20 protein-coding genes are annotated in these 24,755 nt (G+C 41.4%); 10 read left to right on the forward strand and 10 right to left on the reverse strand.

Going from position 1 to position 24,755, the window contains the following annotated elements:
* The first annotated feature begins 81 nt into the window (after positions 1 to 81).
* The 4 genes from ACL6C3_RS24450 to ACL6C3_RS24465 all read left to right on the forward strand — a co-directional run bounded on the left by ACL6C3_RS24450 (position 82) and on the right by ACL6C3_RS24465 (position 5,257).
* Positions 82 to 1,776: an extracellular solute-binding protein gene (locus tag ACL6C3_RS24450; protein WP_413161947.1), complete on the forward strand. Its 1,695-nt coding sequence runs from the start codon at positions 82 to 84 to the stop codon at positions 1,774 to 1,776.
* Positions 1,777 to 1,975: 199 nt separating this feature from the next.
* Entirely contained in the window at positions 1,976 to 2,701 is a 726-nt protein-coding gene (locus ACL6C3_RS24455) for a hypothetical protein (protein WP_413161949.1), read from the forward strand.
* Positions 2,702 to 2,756: 55 nt separating this feature from the next.
* Positions 2,757 to 3,284 (forward strand): hypothetical protein, encoded by a 528-nt coding sequence (locus ACL6C3_RS24460; RefSeq protein ID WP_413161951.1) that lies wholly within the window; start codon positions 2,757 to 2,759, stop codon positions 3,282 to 3,284.
* The gene (locus ACL6C3_RS24465; protein WP_413161953.1) at positions 3,284 to 5,257 is read left to right on the forward strand and encodes a M48 family metalloprotease; all 1,974 of its coding nucleotides are present in this window, start codon (positions 3,284 to 3,286) and stop codon (positions 5,255 to 5,257) included. Before ACL6C3_RS24460 ends, ACL6C3_RS24465 begins: the two co-directional genes overlap by 1 nt.
* A 21-nt stretch (positions 5,258 to 5,278) precedes the next feature.
* Here the strand turns inward: ACL6C3_RS24465 and ACL6C3_RS24470 are convergent, their stop codons facing one another.
* From ACL6C3_RS24470 to ACL6C3_RS24490, 5 genes are all read right to left on the reverse strand, one after another.
* Complete coding sequence (locus ACL6C3_RS24470; RefSeq protein WP_413161956.1) at positions 5,279 to 5,557, reverse strand: hypothetical protein; 279 nt, start codon at positions 5,555 to 5,557, stop codon at positions 5,279 to 5,281.
* A 72-nt stretch (positions 5,558 to 5,629) separates the two neighbouring features.
* Complete coding sequence (locus ACL6C3_RS24475; protein ID WP_413161958.1) at positions 5,630 to 6,391, reverse strand: SDR family NAD(P)-dependent oxidoreductase; 762 nt, start codon at positions 6,389 to 6,391, stop codon at positions 5,630 to 5,632.
* A gap of 100 nt (positions 6,392 to 6,491) precedes the next feature.
* Positions 6,492 to 9,383: a calcium-translocating P-type ATPase, PMCA-type gene (locus ACL6C3_RS24480; protein ID WP_413161959.1), complete on the reverse strand. Its 2,892-nt coding sequence runs from the start codon at positions 9,381 to 9,383 to the stop codon at positions 6,492 to 6,494.
* 668 nt (positions 9,384 to 10,051) lie between these two features.
* Positions 10,052 to 10,492, reverse strand: a complete 441-nt coding sequence (locus tag ACL6C3_RS24485) for a DoxX family protein (protein ID WP_413161962.1) — start codon at positions 10,490 to 10,492, stop codon at positions 10,052 to 10,054.
* Positions 10,493 to 10,640: 148 nt separating this feature from the next.
* Positions 10,641 to 11,513, reverse strand: a complete 873-nt coding sequence (locus ACL6C3_RS24490) for a dienelactone hydrolase family protein (RefSeq protein ID WP_413161963.1) — start codon at positions 11,511 to 11,513, stop codon at positions 10,641 to 10,643.
* Positions 11,514 to 11,826: 313 nt separating this feature from the next.
* Here ACL6C3_RS24490 and ACL6C3_RS24495 point away from each other — a divergent pair, with 313 nt between their 5' ends.
* Complete coding sequence (locus tag ACL6C3_RS24495) at positions 11,827 to 12,300, forward strand: hypothetical protein (RefSeq protein ID WP_413161965.1); 474 nt, start codon at positions 11,827 to 11,829, stop codon at positions 12,298 to 12,300.
* Between the two features lie 70 nt (positions 12,301 to 12,370).
* Here ACL6C3_RS24495 and ACL6C3_RS24500 read toward each other — a convergent pair whose 3' ends face one another.
* Together ACL6C3_RS24500 and ACL6C3_RS24505 are read right to left on the reverse strand one after the other, a co-directional pair.
* Positions 12,371 to 13,384: a cyanophycinase gene (locus ACL6C3_RS24500; protein ID WP_413161967.1), complete on the reverse strand. Its 1,014-nt coding sequence runs from the start codon at positions 13,382 to 13,384 to the stop codon at positions 12,371 to 12,373.
* A 250-nt stretch (positions 13,385 to 13,634) separates the two neighbouring features.
* Positions 13,635 to 14,336, reverse strand: a complete 702-nt coding sequence (locus tag ACL6C3_RS24505; RefSeq protein WP_413161970.1) for a rhomboid family intramembrane serine protease — start codon at positions 14,334 to 14,336, stop codon at positions 13,635 to 13,637.
* Positions 14,337 to 14,539: 203 nt separating this feature from the next.
* On the opposite strand from ACL6C3_RS24505, the gene ACL6C3_RS24510 reads away from it, so the two are divergent.
* A complete protein-coding gene (locus ACL6C3_RS24510; protein WP_413161972.1) occupies positions 14,540 to 18,175 on the forward strand; it encodes a peptidase in 3,636 nt (1,211 codons plus the stop codon).
* A gap of 66 nt (positions 18,176 to 18,241) precedes the next feature.
* Here ACL6C3_RS24510 and ACL6C3_RS24515 read toward each other — a convergent pair whose 3' ends face one another.
* Positions 18,242 to 18,898 carry a YdcH family protein gene (locus ACL6C3_RS24515; protein WP_413161974.1) on the reverse strand — a complete coding sequence of 219 codons (657 nt, stop codon included), beginning with the start codon at positions 18,896 to 18,898 and terminating at the stop codon, positions 18,242 to 18,244.
* 293 nt (positions 18,899 to 19,191) lie between these two features.
* Here ACL6C3_RS24515 and mgsA point away from each other — a divergent pair, with 293 nt between their 5' ends.
* The 4 genes from mgsA to ACL6C3_RS24535 all read left to right on the forward strand — a co-directional run bounded on the left by mgsA (position 19,192) and on the right by ACL6C3_RS24535 (position 23,335).
* Positions 19,192 to 20,535: a methylglyoxal synthase gene (mgsA, locus tag ACL6C3_RS24520; protein WP_413161977.1), complete on the forward strand. Its 1,344-nt coding sequence runs from the start codon at positions 19,192 to 19,194 to the stop codon at positions 20,533 to 20,535.
* Positions 20,536 to 20,575: 40 nt separating this feature from the next.
* Positions 20,576 to 21,958, forward strand: coding sequence for an aminopeptidase P family protein (locus ACL6C3_RS24525; protein ID WP_413161980.1), 1,383 nt, complete (start codon positions 20,576 to 20,578; stop codon positions 21,956 to 21,958).
* Between the two features lie 206 nt (positions 21,959 to 22,164).
* A complete protein-coding gene (locus ACL6C3_RS24530; protein ID WP_413161983.1) occupies positions 22,165 to 22,944 on the forward strand; it encodes a hypothetical protein in 780 nt (259 codons plus the stop codon).
* Positions 22,945 to 23,062: 118 nt separating this feature from the next.
* Entirely contained in the window at positions 23,063 to 23,335 is a 273-nt protein-coding gene (locus ACL6C3_RS24535; RefSeq protein ID WP_413161986.1) for a hypothetical protein, read from the forward strand.
* Here ACL6C3_RS24535 and ACL6C3_RS24540 read toward each other — a convergent pair.
* Positions 23,311 to 23,787, reverse strand: a complete 477-nt coding sequence (locus ACL6C3_RS24540) for a TspO/MBR family protein (RefSeq protein ID WP_413161987.1) — start codon at positions 23,785 to 23,787, stop codon at positions 23,311 to 23,313. The genes ACL6C3_RS24535 and ACL6C3_RS24540 overlap by 25 nt on opposite strands.
* 150 nt (positions 23,788 to 23,937) lie before the next feature.
* Complete coding sequence (locus ACL6C3_RS24545; RefSeq protein WP_413161990.1) at positions 23,938 to 24,615, reverse strand: hypothetical protein; 678 nt, start codon at positions 24,613 to 24,615, stop codon at positions 23,938 to 23,940.
* Positions 24,616 to 24,755: the final 140 nt, after the last annotated feature.

Consider the following 24,755-nt stretch of genomic DNA (forward strand, 5'->3'; position numbering starts at 1 on the left):
AACTCAAGGATTTTGGATTTTTGCATAAATTCTTTGAGAGGCGCTGAGAGTGTAGTAGAAGATTAAATTCTACACCAAACGATGAAAACTCATCACTCAATTACAGGTCTGATGGTCGCATCAGGACTGCTCTTGCTTAATGCTTGTAATTCTGCTTCGAGTGGAGAAGAAATCGAGGTTAAATTTTTAGTTGGAAGCGCTTTAAAAGAGTTTTGTAACCAAGCGGCTACTCAATTTAACCAACAAAAACCCAAGCTAGAAAATGGTCAAGCCTTTTACCTAACTTGTGAAGCAAAAGGGAGCGGAGATGTTGTTGGTAAGGTTGTCTCTCTCGCCGAACAATTGAAAGCTGGAACTTTACCCGCAGAAGCGCCCGAATTTCCGACATTAATCTCCGTAGATGGAGATATTTATCTGACTCAACTCCGCTACCAAATTAATCTGATTTTCCCCGGACAAAATTACATTCCCCCAGTCACCGATGCGCCGCTTTTAGCAAATAGTCCAATGGTGTTTATGGTGCCTTCAGAAGTTGCGGTTGGATTGCGGAAACAAGAGAATTTATACCAAGCATTACTGAATGCAAAAACTCATCAAGATCTCGATCCCAATAGTCCTTTATTGCCGATTCATTTTGTACAAACGGCGCCGACTCGTTCTAATTCCGGTTTACAAACTTTAGTAACTCAATTTGCTTCGGTCGCGAACAAATCCCCCGAAGAATTAACTGTAGAAAATATTCAGCAGTATCAATCCCAAGTTCAACAAATTCAAAGTAAAGTCACTCGCTACGGAATTTCAACGAATTCTTTGGCTTCAGATATGGTTAAAAATGGCTCATTTTGGGCGTCAATTGCATCGGTTTATGAGTCTTCTGTGATTGCCGCAAATACAAATAAACAAACTAATTTAGTTCAGTATGAAGCGATTTATCCCCGGTCTACTTTTACTTCCAATATGCGAGCAGTTTTGCCGAAAGCGCCCTGGGTGAGTGCGGATGAACAAGCCGCAGCAGAACAAATAATTGAGTATTTGCGATCGCCTAAAGCTCAAAAAATAGCAACTGAATTCGGGTTGAGGCCCGGTGTGCCGGGAGTGGCTTTGGGGGCTAAATTTTCGCCTCAATTTGGAGTCGATCCCAATGCTCGATATGATTCTTTGCGATCGCCTGAACCGGAGGTGGTAGAGGCGATGTTAAAGTCTTGGCAACAATTTGCAAAAAAACCTTCAAAAGTTGTGATTGTTGTCGATTCTTCGGGTTCAATGGTGGGGAGAAAGTTATCGGGAGTTCAGAATACTTTGCGATATTATATCGAAAGTTTGGGGGCGAAAGAAAGAATTGCGCTGATTGATTTTGACTCGGAAATTCGCCCGCCTGTTGTGGTAGATGGAACACCGGAAGGACGCAATCAAGGAATGCTATTTATTAATAATTTGAAAGCGGAAGGCGGTACAAAATTGTATGATGCAACTTTATCTGCTCAAAGGTGGCTGCAACAAAACCAACAACCGGATGCGATTAATGCGGTGATTATTTTGACGGATGGAGAAGATTCTGAATCTAAAATTTCTTTGAACCGATTACAGCAAGAACTTGAAAAAACGGGCTTTAATACAGATAACCGGATTGCCTTTTTTACGATTGGCTACGGTAACAAAGGCGAGTTTAATCCCCAAGTTTTACAGGAAATTGCCGATTTGAATAGCGGTTATTATCGCCAGGGAGATCCGGAAACGATTTCTACTTTGATGGCGGATTTACAAGTTGAGTTTTAAAGGATTGAGATAAAATCTGAAAAATTATGCTTCACAAGAAAACAGCTAAAATCTCATCGGCTAAAAGTTTTGTAGGGGCGGGTTCTGCAACAATTTATGTTTTGATCAATCATTTCTCTAAACCCGCCCCATCTCCGTTTCAATCCTAGTCAGGCAAATATTTAAGTATTTCATATGAACATCTCTAAAGGAGGGGAACATGATTAAATTAGCGAATCCAATTTATTATCCTATTGCTGTTTTGATGGGGGGAATTACTCTGGTTGCGGGTGTTCGTTTGGCGGGGTTATCTAATAAGATTATCCTTCCGACAGTCGCAGGGGTTACGGTGGCGACTGCATCAGTTTTAAAATCCCGAGAACCGGATGCGAAAAAAATTGCTCAACAGCAATTACAACAGGAAGTAGAACTGTTGAAAGTATCCAGCAAAAACCTAGCTATCAAAGCCGAAGAATTGCGTCAAGAAGCCAATAAGCTAATCTATAAAACCTCTTTTAATATAGATGTTTTGGTGGCGGTTCAGGAAATTTGTGATCGCACTATTGAATTACCCCAAAAGATTGATAACATTGTCGAACGTTTACCGGAACAGGAGTCTTTACTCTCGGTTAATGAACTGGAAAAACAGCTTTTAGAGGTGAGAAGTAAAATGGGTTCGAGTTCAGGGATTACCCGGCAAAATTTGGAGCAGTTAGCAGCAAGTTTAGAACGGAATATGGCGTTAGCTCAAGCGGGTAAAGATACTCGCAAAGCTAAAATTATTAGCCTTTCTACGAGCATTCAAAACTCGGCAGGTGTGTTACAAAAGCTTCAGAATAAGTTGATAACGGCCGACTTGAGTAATTCAAAAGAACGGCAAGAATTGAGAAGTTTGAGCAATGAACTGAATGATTATCAAGCCAATCTTGATATTTTGATTAATTGAGGAAGGGGCGGCAAATTTACAAGAGATAGAGTTGGAAGTTTAGCAATCTTTGACTATGACTAGAACCAAGACAAATCCAACCGACAAAAATACTCTATTGATAACAGTTATTGGTTTGCCAATATTAATACTGTTCTTCGGTAGTTCAACTCGGTTAACTTGTGAACGATTAGAACGAAATTATGTCACTTGTCAATTGGATAATCAATATCTATTCGGTTTCTTATCAGATTCATCGCCTCCTTTTCGACTATCAACTTTTCAAGTAAAAACAAAGGAGATCATTCGTAGAGATTCCGAAGGTACATCTTATAAAGAAATCAACTATGAAGCCTACATTACCCCTAAAGAGGGCGAGGAGATTTTTTTTAAAGATTATGGCTCTAATGATTATAAAGCGCGTGAAGATGAGGCAAAAATTATTGAATTGGGTATCAATACGGGAGCATCGGTAGTCACTTTACATGGTTCTTCTTTCTGGATAAAAATACAATATTTAGGAAGGATTATTTATGTTTTTATTTGGTTTGTTCCGGGAGTATTAACTCTATTTTATCGTTTATTTCAAGGAGGAAAAAATTAATGAACTTCATTAAAACAACAGCATTACTGGGTTTTTTGAGCGGATTAATTATCCTCATGGGTTATTTGCTCATTGGAGGTGTAACGGGTGCGGGGATTGGTTTAGTTATTGCTATCGGAATCAACTTTTATCTCTGGTTTCATTCCGATAAAATTGTCTTGTCGGTTTATCAAGCTCGTTCTCCCAATTCCCAAGAAAAAAATTTAATCGATCCGATTGTTAAATTACTCTGTCATCGTGCTGATTTACCCGTTCCCAAAGTTTATATTATTCCCTCATCTATGCCGAATGCTTTTGCTTCTGGACGCAATCCTAACAATGCTGTTATTGGGATAACGGAGGGATTATTAAGAATGCTTCCCAAAGATGAATTAGAAGCAGTTATCGCCCATGAAATTAGCCATATTAAACACAGAGATCCGTTAATTGTCACGATTGCCGCCACATTAGCCGGAGCCATTTCGCTGTTAACCCAGTTGGGAACTACGGTCTTTTTGGGCGGTATTTTTAATGTAAGAAGTGCAAATCCTTTGCGTCAATTTTCCTTGCTGATCATGGTTCTTTTAGCACCCATTACGGCAACATTAGTCCGATTATCAATTTCTCGAACTCGCGAATATGCAGCCGATGCGGGCGCCGCTTCATTAACCGGAAATCCCCGGGCTTTAGCTAAAGCTTTGGAACGAATCGAAAAGAGTCAAAAAGTCCCTTTTTCCAGCCAAGCGACCTATGCTTCGCTTTTGATTATTAATCCCTTTCAGGGGAAAATGTTTAATCAGTTATTCTCAACTCATCCTTCTACGGAGTCACGAATTCAACAGTTACTCGGAATGAAAACGAGACAAAAAACGGTTTCAAAAATGAACAATAATTCTCTCCTTAAACAACATAAACGACTGATAACTTCTACGATTTTGGTGGGTCTTGTTGTGGGTTTAGCTTATGCACCCATTCCCGGACTTGAACAGAAAATTGTTGTGGTGAGTAGTAGCGAACTCGCCGAACCTTTACAACAATTAGAAACAAAATTTGAGCAAAAATATCGTAATATTAACCTCGAACTCAAGTTTCAAGGTTCATCGGATATGGTGAATAATTACATTCATCAAAATAATGATTTTAAGCCTACGGTTTTGATTCCAGCCAGTCAAGAATTTTTAGAGGAATTAAGTGAACGTTGGCAAGCTTCAAATGATGGTGAACTGTTTTATAAACCTCCCCAAGCGATCGCCAAAACCTTTTTAGTCGGAATTGCTTGGCCGGAAAGAGGTAAAATATTGTTTCCCAATAATCAATTTTCTTGGCAACGAATTGAACAAGCAATGCAAGCGAAAACCTGGGATAAAATGGGCGGACAAGAGAATTGGGGAAGTTTTGATTTTGTAATGACCGATCCGACTCGCTCTAATAGCGGTCAAGTTACGCTGAGTTTGTGGCTGAATTCCAAGCAGGGAAATTCGCTAAACTTGAATACTTCCAGCACCGAATCTTTGTTTAAAATGATCGAACAATCTGTTTATCAACCGCCCCGATCCACCGATATTTTATTGCAAGAATTTATCGCACGCGGCCCCAACGATGCTGATGTGACGACTGTTTACGAAAGTATTGCTTTATCTCGTTGGCAACAGGCGGGAATTAATCAAAGCAGACCTTATCAAATCTATTATCTCAATCCAACTATCGAAAGCGTTGCAACGGCTGCAATTTTGCGTCATAATGTTAATTTAAGGACTGCTCATGCTGCCAGTAAGTTTGTAGATTTTCTGAGAGAACCTGAGCAACAAAAGGTATTTGTTCGGTATGGTTTTCGACCTGTTAATTCTAATGTAAATTTAGAATCGGTTGCTAACAGTCCCTGGAATCAAAATATTCCCGGCACTCAAGTCAATCCTCAAATCTCGGTTTTAGATAATCCTCAGCCGAATGAACTGCGAGAAATTCAACGATTATGGCAGCGTGTGAGCAATTAGTGTTAACTAATTTTCAAGCAATTAACAGTACAATGTATCCTCATAAAAATCTTCACAGGAGATGGGAGTTACATCTTGAAACCCCAAACTTTCGAGATAGGATTTCCAACCGGTAGAACTATCTTCAACCTGTAAATTTCCAAGCAAACAGGCAACATTAGCAATCCAAGGCAGGGTAGAAATCCGATATCCCTGCCAATTCACGGCTACCGATAACCAGTCGGGTAGGTGATGAATATCTAAGCCAATTGTAGGTTCGTAACTTGCACGAAAGCAGTAAATTTTGCTACGGTTAGTCATTTTGAATAAATGTGACTCCCAATTAAAGGTTTATCAAGTCAACATTATAAATGACCAACTCTAAATGACAAGTTATCGAACGTAAGAAGCGCCGTTAATATCTATCGTTGTTCCGGTGGTATGGGGGGCTAAACCCGAGGCTAAAAATACCACAACATTAGCAACATCTTCGGGCGATGCCATTTCACCCATCGGAATATCTTTGGTGAGGTTTGCTTCTCCGTAGGCTTGAATTGCCGTCTCAACAATTCGTTCGGTGCGAACAAAACCGGGAGCGATCGCGTAGGCTAAAATATTATCTTGGGCGAATCCTCTGGCGATACTTCGAGTCAGAGAAATTACGCCCCCTTTAGAAGCGGCATAATGAATATAATCGGGTGTATCGCCCCGAAAGGCTGCACGGCTGGCAATATTAATAATGATTCCGCCGTTTTGTTGTTTAAAATAATGAATGGCTTCTCGACACAAATCAGCCACCGCAATTAAATTAACCTGAAGGGTTTGTTGCCAAGTTTGGTTCCAGGTTTCTAACTCATCATTAATACTCGCCGGAATAATTAATCCGGCATTATTGACAATGACATCGATTTTTCCTTGCCATGAAATCGCCTGTTTCCACAACGCGATCGCCGCATTTTTTTCCGCTAAATTAGCCTGCACTAAATAACAAGAATCTTCCCCCAATTCTTGTACAATTTCTGCGGCTTTTTCTCGACTGTTTCCATAGTGCAGAACCACCTTGGCTCCGGCTTGGTGTAAGACTTTAACCGTTGCCGCCCCAATTCCCTGACTTCCCCCCGTGACCAAAATCACTTTCCCGGTTAAATCAATCATTCTTTTTCACTCAAATTTCCTTCATTTTTCCAAGCTTGCGCCTGCGGTTATTTTACAACAACTGCTCGGATTTTGCGGCTAAATTTTAGATTCAATTTATCTAGCTTTGACTCGCGGTGAGGCGATCAAAAAAGCGACGAATTTCGCCCATCCAAAGCACAATAGAAGTGCCGCCAATAATAATCAGCCAGTCGGTTAAACCAAGGGGAACCGTTCTAAAGATTGTCCCGCCAAACTGTACCATCAAAATTTGACCGACTAAAATCACAATTGCAATGGCGAGAAAACTCCGATTTGACCAGAGATTTGTAAAAGCCGACTGCTTCAACCCGAAACATCTGGCATTAAATAAATTCCAAAATTGCAACATCACAAACGTGGTAAAAAACAGCGACAATTCGTAGGGCGTAATCACCTGATCGCGGCGAATATAAACTAAAAATCCAATCAAAAACACCAGAAAAATCGGCGCAACGGTAAAGATACTGGTCGCCATTTGTTTAGAAATAATAAACGCCTCGGGGTCGCGAGGGGGCATTTCCATGACTTTTGGACTGGGGGGTTCTGTTGCCAATGCTAAGGCGGCAAAGGTATCCATAATTAAGTTTACCCAGAGTAATTGAGTCACGGTTAAAGGTAAATCAATTCCAATAAACGGCCCCAACAAAGCAATTCCACAAGCGGCGACATTAATGGTTAGCTGAAACAGAATAAATTTCTGAATATTTTGATACAATGATCGCCCCCACAATACCGCCCGTTCCAGACTGCCAAAAGAATTATCAAGTAAGATAATATCGCTCGCTTCTTTACAGACAAACGTTCCACTTCCCATCGCCAAACCCACTTGAGCTTGGGATAACGCCGCCGCATCATTGGTACCATCTCCGGTTACGGCAACGACTTCACCGATGGTTTGTAAAAGTTGTACAATTCGCTGTTTATCTTGAGGACGAACCCGAGCAATAACTTTCGCATTTTTTAAGACAGATTTTGCGGTTTCATCATCCATCAACCGCAATTGTGAACCCGTAATAAAAGCATCGGGACTTTCATTTTGAGCGGCAATTCCAATTTGTTGGGCAATTTGTTGGGCGGTTAATAAACTATCACCGGTGATCATTTTAACATCAATTCCGGCTTTTAAACATTCTCGCACTGCTTCGGGAACTTCCGGGCGAACGGGGTCGGCAATGGCAACAAACCCCAACCAAATCATGTCTTCATGTTCTTCTAATTTGACATCTTGCTGTTGCATTGTCGGTTCGGAAATATAGGCAAATGCGAGGGTTCGTTTCCCCATTGCTTCGTAAAGTCTTAACTCTTCTAAGAGTTCTTTTCGTTCTTCGGGTCGAATAGAAGTTACGCCTGCGGGAGTTAAGATTTGATCGCAATGGGAAAGTAAAATATCCGGTGCGCCTTTAATATGCAAAACCGAACGACCTGTAGAGGGAGAAATTCCCAATGTGGTCATGTATTTTCGTTCGGAGGTAAAGGCGAGTTGATGGGTGACAACAAACTTTTCGCGAGAGGTGACATAATCAATATTAAAATCGGCTAACCACATCAATAAAGCGCCTTCTGTGGGGTTTCCTAAAGGGTGGGAAACTTGGCCGGGATGACGTTCGAGGTTGGCGGTACTATTGGCGGCAATGGCTTCAACCAGGAGGGGATTTTCTCTGAGCGAACTACTCCACAAACAAGGAAAATCATAATTACTTACCCGCATTTGATTGAGGGTTAATGTTCCGGTTTTATCCGAACAAATAACCGTTGTGGCGCCAATCGTTTCGCAGGCGTGCATTCGACGAACGAGGTTATTTTGTTTCGCCATTTTCTCCATGCTATAACCCAAACTGAGGGTAACGCTGAGAGCTAATCCTTCGGGAACGGCGACCACAATAACGGCAACGGCGATCATAAAATAGGTGAGAAATTCCGCCGCAACTGAACTGGAGATCCATTGGGTGGGAGAACCAGAAATCCAGTTTAATCCATAGCCAATTCCTATGGTTGTGGCAAAAATTAGGAATCCTAAACCCAAGCTTTTTAACCATTCTGTGTTGTTTTCTTCGGATTCTTCCGAAGCGTTTGTCTCGATTCCTGCCAGTTCTAAGCCATCAGAAACTATCGGCATCCAAACGGGAATTAAAGCGATAGTTAGGCTAATAAATAAAGAAGTAATGATGTACCATTGGGAGAAGTTTAGAGCCAGTTCGCCGGTGATAATTCCCCGTACAATTAGAGCAATATCGATTAAAATGGCGATCGCTAATCCCAAGACTCCAATTAAACGACTGAGACGATCCAGTTGTATATTTAAGGGCGTTTCTACATCGTTGGGTGTCGCCACCGAACGGGCTGTTTTTCCAATTTCTGTGTGATCGCCAACGGCAATTACTTCTAAAATTCCATGTCCATCGGTGACATAGGTTCCTCGAAAAACGCGATCGGGAGGATAGGCTAAATCTTCGTGCCAATCATCGGAAGTTGCCACTGCGACCTTATTCACAGAAGCCGATTCTCCGGTTAAATTGGCTTCATTTACTTTCAGAGAAACCGCATCTAAAATTTTAGCATCAGCCGGAATTTCTTCCCCCAATTCAACTAAAACAATATCCCCGACAACTATATCTTTTTTGGGGACGGTGGTAAAGCTATCATCTCGAATGACTTTAATCGGAACTTCATCGTTAATTTGATTGAGGATATTAAATTCTTGATTGGCTTTATATTCATTAAAAAAAGCTACAGTTGTTGCCAGGAAAATTGCTACAATAATACCGAATCCTTCGAGAGCATTTCCTTCAAAAATACCGACGGCAATGGCGATAACCGCAGCAGCAATTAAAATCCGAATAATCGGATCATCAAATTTTTCTAAAAATTGTTTCCAAAGGGGATCGCGTTCGGGGGGTGTGAGAACATTGGAGCCGTGAGCTTGGCGACTCGCCTCAACTTCTACGGATGTTAGTCCTTTGAGGTGGTTCATGTCGGGTGCTGGTGAGTAGGTCGGTGTCTGTTTTCTGAAATTAGCTGTATACCGCTGGCGAGTAAATATAGATACTCATTGGTTCTCAAGTGACAAAACGACTAAACCCAAATCGGGGAGTTGATTTGATGCACAAGCTGAAGGCTCAGTCCGTTGTGAGGGAGTAAAGGGCGGTATAGGAGCATATTTATTTAGCCTAGCAGAATTGCTGAAAAATTGTAACATAGTGAACTTTTTTTTATCGAAAGTCATAGGTATAAATTCCTGATATTGGCGATGAGTTAATCTAAAGGATGAGATGGATGATTTTAACCAGTTTACTGACTCCAAATTCTTCTAGAAAATCGACGATCATTTTAAAAAAATTTAAGATTTTTGCCGGGTTAATCTTTCATCTTTTTTTAGATTGACACTCGCTCGAACAAAATAGACTCGCGCTTTCAATTATTTAATTGTCAGCAAAAAAAAAATGTATCAAAATTATCAGAACAAAATTTTTAATTATGAACAAATATTAATTATTTTTTTTTTGACGATCAAGAGCTTGTCAACTGATTATCAGTCTTCTCAAAACGATTTTAGATGATCGTGCAGAAATTGTTGGTATGCTAAAGAAAAAAGGGAGAGTTTTCTAAGCTTCTCCCTCCATCTTCTTTAATTTTAAGCTTTTAATTCTTCCGAGTTCTCAGCCAGCTATCCACAGAAATTTGATTAAAAGTGTAACCCGATAACAAGATAAAAAATACCACACAGTAAATGAGTTGTGAGGATGCTGTATCCCATTTTTGCAGTAAACACACGCCAAACATTAACGGTAACATCAACGAAAATCCGGCAATAATTGCGTTACGAGTTTTAAAGCCAACAATCATTAAAACCCCCGCAATTAATTCAACAATCGGAATAAAAAAAGCGGGAATTGCAATCATAAATTCAGGTACAGGTAATCCTTCATACAGAGCAACTTGGGAAGCCACAAAGCCTGGAATATCGCCAATTCGGACTAAGCCATGTACCATAAAGTTAATCCCAAATACCAGACGCAACAGGGTATAAGCCAAAACGAGATCCTGACGACGGAGTAGAATTGGAGTTTCGCTGAATTTCATGGTTTTACTGGGGTAAATATTGTCTTGTATGACTATTGACTGACTTGACCTAGAGTCGGTTCAAAACATCAGTATTTTAGAGAATTATCATTCACTCCCGAACAATATTATACCGATCATCTTGACTCTTTTGGTGATTCATACCAAACTATTTTAAATGCTGATTGAAAAAGGTAATCGTTTTTTTCCACGCATCTTCGGCTGCTTCGGCGTTGTAACGAGTACCGGAGGGATTTGCAAAAGCGTGATCCGCATTTTCATAGATGTAAATTTCCGGCGACTTTCCCACATTTTTTAACGCCGTTTCAAACTGACGAACCGTTTCCACAGAAGGATTATTATCCAGTTCTCCAAAAATTCCTAAAATCGGCATTTCTAAAGGTTTAAGCTGGTTGGGATTGGTTTCAATTCCACCGCCATAATAAATTACAGCCGCATCCAGTTCTTTCGGAAAAAGCAACGCCGTATTTAATGACCAAGTTCCCCCAAAACACCAACCAATACTACCAATTTTCGGTGCGTTTTGTTCTTGTTCTAAATATTGATAGGCTTGACGAATATTGTTTTTTAACTGTTGTTCATTATTGCGAGCTTCTGTAACTAATTCTCTCGCTTGTTCGGGAGTATCCCCAACTTTTCCCCCGTACAAATCAACCGCCAAAGCCAGATAGCCTTCCCCGGCGAGTCGTTCGGTCATCATTTTAATATTCTCATTTAATCCCCACCATTCATGGATAACAATTAAACCGGGTAAAGGTTGATCGGCTTGGGTTGGACGGGCGAGATATCCGACTAATTCTTGATTATTTAAGTTTCCATAAGTGACGGATTGGGTTTCAACCGGTTGACTGGGTTCAACAGCAATTATCGGAGAAGAAATGGGAAGATCTTGTTGATGAGATCTCCACATTTGAGTAACTAGATCTGGGGTTTGACTCTCCGTCGCCGAAGTGGAATATTGATTTCCCCATAACAGGATTCCGAGAAAAATGACTAGAGCCAACGGGAACAACTTCCGCATAATTTTTTTGTCCTCAGAGTTTTACTCTTTTGAGTTTACCCCATCTCCTTGATTTTTTCACTCAACACAAATTCATCCCCTCGCCCCACCGCAGGAAATCATCAAAACTGCATATTCATTTGCAGACAAAATAAAATCTTGGTAAAATTAACAACAGTTTTTTCCGAAAATTTGTGTCATTTTTTGATAAAAATAGTTTTAAAAATAACCCGAAGAAATAATCTTTTCAAAAGAATAAGAATAAACACTAGGGCTAGACTTTGGCGGATTTGAATGATAAAATAAAGTTGGACGAATGCTTAGGAAAACTGTGATGATTAAACCTCGTATCCTCTGGGGAACCTTAGCCTTACTGTTCAGCTTTAGTTTACCCGTTAACGCTCAAACTTGTACACCTTTAGCAGTCGTTAAAGGGGAAGGAACATCGGTAACAAAACGAGTCTCTCCCCCCAATGCGGGTATTCTTCCCGTTGTTCCCGTCGGCTATCGGGGAAATTGGGATACAGACTTTGCGATCGCCGGAAATGCGAACTATAATTACTTCGTGGCAACGATAAAATCCGTCTCCGAAGAGTCTGCTCCCTTTAAAGTTCAAATGTTCCTTAAATATAGCGATGGAACAGCAGATAGAGTCTTTGATGAAACGGTTAGATTGCAACCGAATGAATCCCAACAAATGACGGGTCAGCCCCGTTCTGGCGATTTTCCCTATCAAGTAAACTTAAATGTGGGTGGGGGTGATGCCATCGGACATAGTTACACAATCTGGGTGGAGGGCTGTAAATAAAATTGTGTTCAAAAATCAGCAGTTATGCAGTCACTCAAGACGCGCTTTTGCGCGTCTATTCTCTGTCTAATTAATAGGGATCGGATAACAGTTCGCCCCGCTCAACGCTCACCCGTTGATAACCCGTAGTCGGGTAATTTTTGAGGTTAAAAGATTCGCCGCCGCCAATTTTCCAAACCTGATAATCAGTAAAGGTTAGTGGGGTTTGAGGTTCACATTTTTCCGGTTGATGATTTCCCAAAACAAAATAAGCATAACCTTCTCCAAGCACCTCAGCCAAACCGTCTTTATTGATAATCACAGAAGTTTCTTCATCCACCCCAATTCCCAACACCTGTTCGGAATTACCATCTCGAATCAAACGCGCCACAAACGTCATCAAACGACCCATGCGATCGCGTTCATAAAAGTGAGTATCGATGATGGTATTTTCCAAATTTTTCCAAGTCAAAAAATATCGATTCAAATCAATATCTTCGTAGGGATTCGATAAAGCATTTTCAGAAGTCACCGTATTAGAACAAGCATTAAAAACAAAATCACTTTGAATCATCGCTCCCGCACTGGTTCCGCCAACAGCGCCCCCTCGATCAATCACGGATTTAACCGCTTTATCGACATTTGTATTGCGAAAATTGCGAAGATAATTACACTGATCTCCACCCGCAAAAAAGATCACCTCAGCATTTTTGATCGCCGTTATTGCTTGCGGATTATTAGCATCTTGGCGGTTAGAAATCACCAACGTTTCCACCGAATCAACGCCATTCATCTTTAAAATCGCTTCATTATATCCATCATCTCCACTATCTCGAATCACAACAACATCAACCTTTTGATTACAATTTTCGCACCCTCTAACTTGATTAATCATCCACTGAATCGCCGAGTCAACATCCGGCCCACCCCCGCCGATATTATAGGCAAAACCCTGCAATTTTGAATCAATATTTTCAGGATTTCCGCTGATAAAATAATTCACTTTGGCGTGAGTTGGCGGAGTAAATAGAGGAATTACCAGCAACAAAAAAGCTAGGATAACCGATAAAAAAATAATTTTCAGCCGTTTAAATTTGTTGAACATACACCCACCCTAATTTTGTAAGTGTTCGGACTAAAACCATAAAAATACCCAAAATAGAGGCAGAACTATGGCCCTCTAAAAGGGTATATTTTTTAAGTTAAAGTTCCGAAAACGATTAACAAACTCAAGATTATAGCGGATGAGTTCGGAAGAATCTACACAGTTCAAAAAAATTTATTATTTTTAATAATTGCATGAATAAACTTGAGAAACGGTAACTCAAAAATATGAAAACCGTTTCTCTGTGAAATTAACGAGATTGGCGGGAAGAAAATAATCCCAAGAGCGGGCCTAAAATCGCCCCAAACACAAATCCGCCAGCGTGCGCCCAGTATGCGATCCCTCCCGGTTCAGAACCCATAACCGCATCTACATTCAGGCTTGCTACCCCATTCATCAACTGCGTCAAAAACCAAAATCCGAGAAAGAAAATTGCAGGTAAACGCATGGGAATCGGAATCAATAAAAAGGGTAAAAGCGTAATTTTTGCGCGAGGAAAACGAAGAATATAAGCCCCTAAAACCCCGGCAATCGCGCCGCTCGCTCCCAAAGTGGGTATAGCCGAATCGGGTGCAAAAAAGCCTTGTGTGAGTGCGGCCAACATCCCACAAACAATATAAAAAATCAGAAACTTAAAATGACCCAAACAATCTTCAACATTATTCCCAAAAATAGCAAGATAAAGCATATTTCCGATAATATGCGCGAAACTTCCATGCAAAAATTGAGAAGTAATCAAAGTAATCCATTCGGGAAACGGAGAAGCAGAAATCGCAACCGAACAAGAATTCGTAAGTTGACAGGGTACAAAAGCCCAAGTGTAGAAAAAATCTTCAAGCTGTTCGGGTTCTAAACCCAACTCAACAATAAAGAAGATAATATTTGCTACAATCAACGCCCTTGTCACCCAAGGCGTAATATAAACCGGATTTTCGTCATGTATAGGAACCAAGGAACACCTCTGTTGAAAAATTTGTGCTTAGATTAGCTTATTTCTAATATTGCTGACAACTCCCCCCGTACCAAAATTTCTCTAGAAACAACAATTTATAGGCGAGTCTTCACAAAATTTTATTCATTTTCCGGTTCAGAATCGATTAAAATTTGACAAGCCTAACACTCTAAACGACCTGGATCGCTGACTCACTCAAAACAATGGAAACAGCCCTCGATCAATTTTGGACTTTCATCTGGGGATCGCTTACCCTCAATCAAGAAGTTTACACCCAAATCCACACAATTCCCGGAGGAAATACAATCACACTAATGATCGTCATTGCGGCGGGATTATCCCAAGCAATTGGTCAATGCGTTGTTTTATTCATTAACCGAGTCAAACCCCTGCGTTTTTTGTTCAGTCTGGGTATCGCCGCCATTTTATTTGGCTTTGCATACGTTTTTTGGGCGATAAGTGTCTGGTTTGTCAGTCATTTCTTATCGGGAACTCAACTGGGTGAATTTGAATTATTCACCGTTTTACGAACCTTAGGACTCAGCTACGCTCCCTTACTTTTTAGCTTTTTAATTGGCTTACCTTACTTTGGTATACCGATTTTTATTTTATTGTCGCTGTGGAGTTTGTTAACAGAAATTGTCGGATTACAAACCCTGACAAATTTGGGAACTTGGGAAGCATTTGTCTGTGCAGGAATTGGTTGGGTTGTGTTTCAAATTCTTCAACGAACCGTCGGCCGTCCAATTGTCGCTTTGGGACGATGGATACAAAACAAAGTCGCCGGTACAAAACTCGTCACAGACCGTCAAGGACTCGAAGAAATCATTTCAGCCGGAAATCCAATCACCCTGAGCGACGTCAGCAACGAAGTTTTAATCGAAGCCAGCACCACAGTTCAAAAGGGAAATTCACAGCGAAAACTATCTCGGTTGAAACTAATTTTTATCGGGTTTTCCGCTTTTTTAATCGTCATTTTATTATCGATAAACTATCAAATTGGAATTGTGGCTTGGTATCGAACCTTAGGCGTCACCGTCCAACTGATTCTTAACTTAATGGGTATTAGTTTAGTCGCTCTATTTATTTCCATTCTCTTAACTCCGTTAGAAGCATTAGGATGGTGGGCGGGATGGTACGGATCGGAACCTTTAGAATACTTAGGAACTCCAGTCGAAACGATTTCTTCCTCGACTAAAATTGATCGCTATGTCATGTATTTAGACGGCATCAATCAGGGTTCCTATGAATATCTTCCGAGCGTTAAACAGTTACTCAATGAATTGGCATCTGTTCTTCCCCCCAATGTTTTAATTGTCCAGGGAATTATGCCCTATTCCGTCACCAACAGCACCCTCAGCGACAACCCCATCTCCGGTTTTTTGTGGCGAATTATTGAGTCAATTTCTTTAAAAAAACCAGCCAATCCTATCGGTTTAATCATCAATATTCGTAATATTGTCGCCGTCGCAATTTCAGCCGATCCCCGTTACGGCCCGATTCAAAATCAAGGTTTAGCACAGGTTTTATTTAACAGTTTGGTGAGTTTTGGTTATCCCGTTGGCAGTCAAATTCCAGTCACATTAATTGGCTACAGTGGTGGCGGTCAAATGTCGATGGGAGCGGTTTCTTTTCTAAAGCAAACCCTCGATGCACCTGTAGAGGTCATTTCCCTCGCAGGTGTGATCAGTGGAAATACGGGGGCGATGCAAGTTGAACAGCTTTATCACCTTTTTGGCAACAAAGATCGGGTCGAACAATTGGGGCCGATTATGTTTCCCGGACGTTGGCCGCTTTGGTTTCTTTCTAATTGGAATTGTGCCAAACGTCGAGGTAAAATTTCCTTAATTTCTCTCGGATCTGTCGGTCATAACGGCCCAACCGGACCAATGGCGGCCGAGGCGGTTTTACCGGATGGTCGGACTCATCTTCAACAAACTGTCGATATTATCACCGGAATTTTATTAAAAGATTGGGAAAAAACCGGCTTAGATCCGCAAGAATTTATAAGAATTAGCAACTACGAACGTTATAAAACCGCCCTATTTAATCAGCCGAGTTATTATCCTCTCAATCAACGGATTAACCGGGAATATTATCAACCGGTTGGCACTTGGATCGGACGTTTAATTTTACCTTCCGCAGCAGATCGTCAAAACGTGAAAGGGGTTTTGTTAGAAATTTATCATGCTGATGAGCGTCAGAAACATCGTATCGGTCAGATTGTTAATTTACGTTGGAGTAATGAAACTCGCGTACAAACTTACGTTAAATTAGTCACCCAAGATGTTAATTTTATCGATCAAGCTTATCTCAGTCAACGGCAAGGAAATATTCACCCGGAACGAATTAATGGTTGGGAAAAAGTTGATCCCTTAGAGTCCTTAGCCGGGGCTTTACCCGAGGATGATATTATTGTTAAACTGCCCGATCCCGTTGTTGTAAAAGACACCGGTGCCGAACGTCCTACACTTTATATTAATCGCGATCCGATACAAATTACCGGGCGGTTTTATGGGTTCGTTAAAATTGTGCAGTTTCGAGGCGGCGATTTATTTGCAGTTCGTCATTATAACCGTCAATCTCAACAGTTTGATGGTTTAGAAGAAATCGTTTACATTCCCACCGTTATTGCCAATCGAAATGGTATTTTTCCCTCCAGCAATTACGAACTAGAAAAATCCCCCCTCAACCCCTCAGGTTGGTACATTTATGGGGCAAAAAATACAGAAGGAATGTTTGTCGTTACCGCCATTGCACCCCGTTTATTGTTTTCTTTAAAACCGGATCGGGTAATTAGAGGGAAAAAGGCAACCCTCAACTTTATGAACTTCCACGCTTGGGATAATACCGTTGAAAATAAAGGTCACGTTTATACCACGTTCCTTGACCCGGAAATTGATAATAATCTTAACATAAAATTCCCCCATTGGCAAGAGGGAGAACGGGCGTTACTCATGCACGTTTTTGGGGGAATAGGCGGGAAAAAACCCGAGTTTTCGCCCTTCGGAATTTTCTTCGGTCACTTTGCTTTTGGACTCGCCAAAGTGATTCGCGATCCTCTCAGCAATGAACTCCGATTTGATATCGAATATCGCCAAATTTATACCCACAATAGCAGCGGAATTACCTCGGGAACTTTAGACTGGACAAGATATATGGGGGCGCGTCAGTGGGGATGGTTGGGGTGCCGTCCGACTTGCGATGTTTTGGTGAAATTTAGTCCGTTAACCGAAGATTATGATTTTGATGGGTTAACTTTTTCTCCCCTCAATTATGTGATGAATGAACTGGAAATTATGGCGGCGCGATATCGCATTGGAGATGGTACCGGCACGACATTTGTGAGTGCGATTAATTCTTGTGTTCAAGACTCCAGTCAAGCGTTTTATACGGCTTTATTGCGGATGATGGCGGAGATGGAATTGAATCCTCTGATTATGAAATGGCTAAAAGAACATCCTCGCCACGAACAAACTCAGCGGTTTATTTTATTAGTTGATTTGGTTAAAAATTTACAGCGATATCTCACACCCCTCAAAAAAGTTAGACCCGATTGGCGTTATAATATGTCTACATTGGGCAGTTTTCCCATAGAAACGCCCGGAGAAACGCTGTTAAAAGTAGTTGCGAGTTGGCGAACTTTACTTCCCCGTTGGACTTGCGATCAAGTTGCGATGATTTTCTTACAGTTAGGGGCTTCTTTGTGGCTAATTCGGACTAACCAAGTGGGCGGAAATGATCCTAGTATTGCGCCCATCGCACCTACAGATTTTTCTATTGCTGTTCCCAAAATTAAACAATCTAAGCACATTCATAAAGCCATCGGATCGGATTAAATTTCTTCTAGTTTTCTCCCGAAAAGTTATCGGAATATCGGTAGAGTTTTTATTTTGTAAATTCCCTTATAAAACTTGAAACGATTCAAAAAACCGCCGGCTGAATTCTGATAAATCCGAGGGACTTTTTTGATTGACACCCAACACATAAACCCGATTATTGATCAGATAAAATTGCAAATAAATCTTTTCAGTTTCATTCGATAAAATCGTTGAATAACTGGGATATTGTTTTTGAACTTCTGATGGATTACCAATAACTTTAAACTGAGTATCGCTAATAATATAGTTCATAATTTCCTCAAAAACTTGATTAATATTACCGAGATTGGCAGAGTTTACAACCCCAGAATAAGCTACAATAAATCGAGAGTTTGGTTGATTTGTACTCATAACTTCAAACTCTAAAGTCTTATCTAAAATTGGAACCGAACGAACTTCATCCGTTTGAATTCCAGCCGGTATCCACACCGTAAAACCGCCTTCGCGAGAAATCATTTTTTGCCATCTAAGTTCGCCCGTATCGACCGTTAATAAAGAATCATCTTGAGGAGAAGATTGTCTTTCTAACTGTTGAATTTCCCGGTCAAGTTGACGATATCCATCCTCAAAAAAAGTCGGACGATTCGGCTGAATTTGAGCAAAAGCAATAGAATTTAAACCCCACAGACTCAAAAACAAAACCCGCAAAACAAGATAATTTAGCCCGTTCACTCTGTTCATCTCATTCACCCGATCTTTAAAGTAAATAAACTCCCATTATATCAAGTATAAAGCGGATTTAAGCAGAGTTTTATCCCAAAGATGCCCCATATATCTACCTTAAATCAGTTTAACTCAAGCCGCGTTTATGCTATGCTAATGAATATCTGTTGAGCGGTTTAAAGGTTTTCCCTCGAGAAGCCTTTGAGGATTTATTCCCTTGAACCTATCTTAAACAAGCTGTTCCGTTTTCTGAATCCAATCAGAATTCAATCCTAAATATTCCTCTAAACTTACACCCAAATTAGATTAATATGGCTGCTACCCTGGCTTTAATTGCACATGATCGCAAAAAAGACGAACTGGTTGATTTTATCTTACAATATCAAGGTATTTTTGCCCGCTATCATTTGATTGCCACCGAAACAACAGCACAGCGAATTCAACAGGGAACAAACTTACCGGTTGAACAAATGCTTTCCGGGTCCCAAGGGGGAGATGTACAAATTGCAGCCCAAGTTGCCGAGGGAAAAATATTAGCCGTTATTTTCTTAATCGATCCGCTTTTTTCTCAACCCCACGAACCCGATATTCAACTCTTTCAGCGCATTTGTGCGGTTCATAATGTTCCTTTAGCGATTAATATTTCTACCGCAGAAACGATCATCGAAAAACTGCGACAATCTCGAATTGCTCACCTCATTTTTAATCCGGTTGCGGGTCACGGAAACGCCGAACAAGAGTTATCTTTAATTCGCCAATTACTCGAACCGCATATGCACTTGCGAGTTCATCAAACCACGCCCAATGAAAGTGCAGAAGACCTCACAAAACAAGCGATAGAAACCGATCCCGATCTGGTGATTGCCAGCGGAGGAGATGGTACAATTTCAGCAGTAGCCGGAATGTTAATTGGCACTCAAATTCCCTTGGGTGTGATTCCCAGAGGCACCGCCAACGCTTTCGCCGTCGCGTTAGGAATTCCCCTGGCTTTAACGCCCATTAGAAGCGCTTGTCAGGTGATTATTAATGGGAATACGAGGGTTGTAGATGCGGCTTCTTGTAACCAACGACCGATGATTTTACTCGCAGGAATTGGCTACGAAGCCGAAACCATTGACAAAGCAACCCGAGAAATGAAAGAACAATGGGGAGCATTAGCTTATTTAATCGCCGGATGGAAACAACTCAACCAACAAGAATTATTTGAATCAGAAATTGAGGTCGAAAATCAAGTTTATCAAGTCACTTCCTCCGCAGCAATTACCGTCGCAAACGCCGCGCCTCCCACTTCAGTTTTAGCCCAAGGAAAAGGAGAAGTTATCTTTGATGATAATAAACTGGATGTGACGATTGCCACCGTTCAAACTCAGGAAGAAAAACCCCTAATTAATCCCAGATTTAGAGCCGTTGCTACAATGATTAATATGCTCGGTGCCGCCTTGATTAAAACCAATCCCGAACTTCCCGATGTTTATCACTTCAGGACTCAGCGCATCAAACTGACAACAAACCCCCCGCAAAAAATAGTTGTAGACGGGGAAATGATTGGTACAACTCCGGTAGAAATTGAATGTATTCCCGACGCTTTAACCGTCTTTGTTCCCAAAAATAATGGTTCAGAAAAGGGTTGGGATAGGCAAGAATCCCTCAGTTGAATTATCATAAATGAAACCCTGAAATTTTCCGCCAATTCTCATGGAATTACTCACTCAACCCCAACACCTGGCTCAAGCTTTACGTTCGAGACGAGAACAACTCGCCAAACTGATTAATTTTCCCGTTGTTCTCTGGTCGGGCGGTTATCGTTCGCGCAATTTTCCCGCCAATACTTACCCCTTTCGCGCCAGCAGTCACTTTCTCTACTTCGCCGGACTTCCCCTCGAAAATACGGTGATTCGCCTTGAAAACGGTCAACTGCACCTGTTTAAAGACGATCCTCCCGCCAGTTCCGCCCTCTGGCATGGAGAAATGCCGAAACGTGATACAATAGCTGAAATCATCGGCGCCGATGGGGCGTTTCCCCTGAGCGAGTTGGCGTCTCGGGTGGACAATGCGGCGACAATTTTAGTCCAAGACCCGATTACCCAAACCCAACAGGTTCAACTCCTCAACCGTCCGGTTCATCCGCCTAAAACTGCAACGGGCATTGATTTAGAACTGATTCAAGCGGTGATCAAATTGCGCTCGTGTCACGATGAAGCCGCTTTAACAGAACTTCGCCAAGCCGCCCAAATTAGCATCGAAGCCCACAAAGCGGGGATGGCAGCCACAACCCGAGCGAAAACTGAAGCGCAGATTCGGGCAGAAATGGAAAAGGTTATAGTTTCCCACAATACCCAGTGTGCTTATAATAGCATTGTCACGGTTCACGGTCAAGTCCTGCACAACGAAGAATATTTTCACCCCCTACAAACGGGGGATTTACTGTTAGCTGATGTCGGTGCGGAGACCACAACGGGATGGGCGGCAGATATCACCCGAACTTGGCCGGTTTCCGGTCAATTTTCCCCAACGCAACGGGAGATTTATGAACTCGTTTTAGCCGCCCACGATGCTTGTATTGAACAGATGAAACCGGGCGTAGAATATCGGGATATTCATCTGTTGGCGGGTTTAAAAATAGCGGAAGGACTGGTTGATTTAGGGATATTAAACGGCGAACCGAGCGATTTAGTTGAACGGGATGCTCACGCTTTATTTTTCCCGCACGGAATCGGTCATTTGTTGGGGTTAGACGTGCATGATATGGAAGATTTAGGAGATTTAGCCGGATACGAACAAGGAAGAACCCGAAGCGAACGGTTTGGGTTGGGATATTTGCGATTAAATCGTCCGTTAAAAGCCGGAATGCTGGTAACAATTGAACCGGGTTTTTATCAAGTTCCGGCTATTTTGAACGATTCAGAAAATCGGGATAAATATCAAAATGTGGTTAATTGGGAGAAGTTAGAAAAATTTGCAGATGTGCGGGGAATTCGCATCGAAGATGATGTTTTAATTACCGAAACTGGAACCGAAGTGTTAACGGAAGATTTACCCAACCAAGCCAATCAAATTGAAGCCTTAGTTCAAGGTTAATTCAGTCACCCGTCACCAGTTTTAACAGTTATTAGTAATCAGTGTACCTCTGTATGAAGCCAGCCGATTGAAACTCCGAAGTTTATACTTTGGTTGTCTTCTTAAAAGAAAGGCACTCCAAAAAACTTTAAGCGAAAATCAGATAAAATCGGTTAGAGTAGAAATCTAAATTCAGAAAACGAGCTAAACATCGAGAAGCATAAACCATGAATAAAACCCTTAACGCTTCTTTCTTCTCCCTGGCTACAACAATCATTACCTCAGTTTTGATTTCCTTACCCGGAGAAGCCATTACCTTTGTTTCCAGTCGAAGCTCTTTAGACAGTAACGATCAATTAAATTGGTCAAGTTTGGGTCAAATTTTTAATCCTTTCGCACCAAACCCCAGCGCATTTTTACCCAATACTTTCTCAGCAACTTCTGAAAACGGACTTGAACTCACCGTTAATATTCCGACTTCATCTAACCCAGAAATTACCCCTCCTTTTATCTTTCAAACCGCATTCCCCCCCAACGGAATACCGACGAACTTTGCTAGCGGAGACTTTCTATTATTTAGCGGATTTATTCCCGTTCCAACCGGGCCTTTTGTTCCGGCAATTGGCAATTCAGGGCCTATAGAAATTCAGTTTCAAACTCCCGTTAAAGCAGCCGGCACTCAATTCGCTGTAGATGATACGTTTGAGTATACCGCCTTGGTTTCCGCCTTCGATCAAAATAATACCTTGCTCGGCAGTTTTTCTATTCCCGGAACTTCCTCACTCACCCTCGATAATTCAGCCGTTTTCTTAGGGGTAAGTAGCGATACGGCTAATATTGCTAAACTGGTCTTTAACAGTTCCGAACCCCAACGGGCGATCGCCATCAATCAACTGAGTTTTGTAACCGCCAATACAGATATTCCCGAACCAGTTTCTACAGCAAGTTTCATCGGTTTTGGCCTGTTGGGTTTGGGGTTAAAATCAAGCCAAAAATCTCAACCTTGACCGCTAATATTTACAAAACCTCAAAAAGATTGTAAGATAGAAAAGACTGATTTTATCAGAAAAAACGGCTTCAATTTTCGTCAAACGAGTATCTACCTCTACCCCAAATTATCAGTCTGTGGCTTATCGATTTTATAACTTTAAACCCAACGGACAAAGTAACCCCGATGGTTCACCTTGTCAGGGAATTATTTATCGAAGTTTCACGCTGCAATCCTATGCAGATCAAAACTGGCTAGAAACCCATCAATATATTCCAGGTTCAGCAAGATTACAAGGAACATCTACATTCGTTCCCCTCAACTTTTTTGAACCCCAACCCCTTCCCCGAAAAAAATCGGTTATCCGGCAATCTTTCCCACGAATTTACGCATCCGCAGGATTGAGATGAGCCATTTTCCAAGTCACATAAGTTCCGATAGGACTCCAAAGAATATAAGGAAGTAAAAGAATAGCCGCCCATTTCTCAATGGGTAAAACACTAATGGCTAACATTGCACATAAAATCGCCCCCGTCCCGCCAATAATCGTCCCAATTTGTAGACTTCGGGTTTTACACGTCACCGTCGTATAAGAGATAGTCACCACCTCAACTAATAAATACAATCCCATCAATAACCACGTTCCTAACGTTCCCGGTTCTTGTTCCCAAACAATCACCGCAGACCAAGCCAAACCAATAAAAACAACCGTCCAAATCAAAGGAATCAACTTTTCAAAAACCAACCAACTCGGGCGTCGTAACCGTCCAAACCATTTCTGATCCTCAGAATTTAGAAAGACATTTCCCGCCAAAGCAACCACAAAAGCAACCGCTGCGATCACCATCCAAGACTTAATCATTAATACTAACTCCTTGGGGAATAGTGAAGCCGGAATGGGGAAAATAGAACTAGGGAGAAAGCACTCATTGACAAATCCTTAGAAACCATCCGACTGACTCATTTTAATGGGTTTATACTTCTCCCTAGTTCTTCCTTGAGACAGATTTACCTAACCCAAACGGTGGGTATTTTCCATGTGTAAACTCGAATCTTCCGAAGGCGAACCCATGAGCAAGCTCTTATTTTTAGATTGAAATACCCCTTGAATAACCTTCATCAAACGATTCGACCTAACCTGACCGTTAACGGCGAACCGTTGCTGTACCTTTCTGCTGAGGTGTCGCATTACAGAAGCATCCAACTCCTCAATAAATTGGTCGGCAATTTGTTCTCCCATGTAGTCAATTGCTTCGGAATATTGTTCCATCAACATCTCAATCGCGCCGGAAGCTTGTTGAGAAACTTCTTCAGAATTCTCCGGTGGTAAATTGTTCTCAGAAGCATGATTAACCCCATGATTAACCGGGGGTTGAGATGAAACCCTCGGCGGTTCTATCGGTTCAGAATAACGGTTAGAATTCTGAACCGCAGACGACACCGAAGAAGAACGATTAACGCGACGATTCACCAGACTTTTATACTCATCAATGCTCATCCCCAAATTTTGTAAATGATGGTGAACATGATCGATTAACTCCACTTCATCGGGAGAAAAAACCCCGCGATTTCCATTCAAACCGTGCAATTGCGCCCAAGTTCTCAGCGTCGCTTCATCACCAATTCGATAGCGTTCTAACAATTGAGTTGTCGTTAAATTTGTTTCGGGTGTCGGTTTAAAATCGCTCATTAGAACATCCTCATCGCAAATAGTAGATTGCTCCCAAACACAATTCTCAATTCTTCGTGACCCGATCTTTATTTGGAGTTGTCCGTTTCTACAGATGACAATCCCGTACAGGGTTTACTCAACAAGCAAATTAACGCTTC

The sequence above is a fragment of the Capilliphycus salinus ALCB114379 genome, from assembly GCF_047276495.1.
GTDB classification, from domain to species: Bacteria; Cyanobacteriota; Cyanobacteriia; order Cyanobacteriales; family Microcoleaceae; genus Capilliphycus; species Capilliphycus salinus.

Bases quoted from the DNA above. Each gene is read 5' to 3' on its own strand.
- ACL6C3_RS24450 (WP_413161947.1), top strand. From the start codon at position 82: ATGAAAACTCATCACTCAATTACAGGTCTGATGGTCGCATCAGGACTG.
- ACL6C3_RS24455 (WP_413161949.1), top strand. From the start codon at position 1,976: ATGATTAAATTAGCGAATCCAATTTATTATCCTATTGCTGTTTTGATG.
- ACL6C3_RS24460 (WP_413161951.1), top strand. From the start codon at position 2,757: ATGACTAGAACCAAGACAAATCCAACCGACAAAAATACTCTATTGATA.
- ACL6C3_RS24465 (WP_413161953.1), top strand. From the start codon at position 3,284: ATGAACTTCATTAAAACAACAGCATTACTGGGTTTTTTGAGCGGATTA.
- ACL6C3_RS24470 (WP_413161956.1), bottom strand. From the start codon at position 5,557: ATGACTAACCGTAGCAAAATTTACTGCTTTCGTGCAAGTTACGAACCT.
- ACL6C3_RS24475 (WP_413161958.1), bottom strand. From the start codon at position 6,391: ATGATTGATTTAACCGGGAAAGTGATTTTGGTCACGGGGGGAAGTCAG.
- ACL6C3_RS24480 (WP_413161959.1), bottom strand. From the start codon at position 9,383: ATGAACCACCTCAAAGGACTAACATCCGTAGAAGTTGAGGCGAGTCGC.
- ACL6C3_RS24485 (WP_413161962.1), bottom strand. From the start codon at position 10,492: ATGAAATTCAGCGAAACTCCAATTCTACTCCGTCGTCAGGATCTCGTT.
- ACL6C3_RS24490 (WP_413161963.1), bottom strand. From the start codon at position 11,513: ATGCGGAAGTTGTTCCCGTTGGCTCTAGTCATTTTTCTCGGAATCCTG.
- ACL6C3_RS24495 (WP_413161965.1), top strand. From the start codon at position 11,827: ATGATTAAACCTCGTATCCTCTGGGGAACCTTAGCCTTACTGTTCAGC.
- ACL6C3_RS24500 (WP_413161967.1), bottom strand. From the start codon at position 13,384: ATGTTCAACAAATTTAAACGGCTGAAAATTATTTTTTTATCGGTTATC.
- ACL6C3_RS24510 (WP_413161972.1), top strand. From the start codon at position 14,540: ATGGAAACAGCCCTCGATCAATTTTGGACTTTCATCTGGGGATCGCTT.
- ACL6C3_RS24515 (WP_413161974.1), bottom strand. From the start codon at position 18,898: ATGAACAGAGTGAACGGGCTAAATTATCTTGTTTTGCGGGTTTTGTTT.
- mgsA (WP_413161977.1), top strand. From the start codon at position 19,192: ATGGCTGCTACCCTGGCTTTAATTGCACATGATCGCAAAAAAGACGAA.
- ACL6C3_RS24525 (WP_413161980.1), top strand. From the start codon at position 20,576: ATGGAATTACTCACTCAACCCCAACACCTGGCTCAAGCTTTACGTTCG.
- ACL6C3_RS24530 (WP_413161983.1), top strand. From the start codon at position 22,165: ATGAATAAAACCCTTAACGCTTCTTTCTTCTCCCTGGCTACAACAATC.
- ACL6C3_RS24540 (WP_413161987.1), bottom strand. From the start codon at position 23,787: ATGATTAAGTCTTGGATGGTGATCGCAGCGGTTGCTTTTGTGGTTGCT.
- ACL6C3_RS24545 (WP_413161990.1), bottom strand. From the start codon at position 24,615: ATGAGCGATTTTAAACCGACACCCGAAACAAATTTAACGACAACTCAA.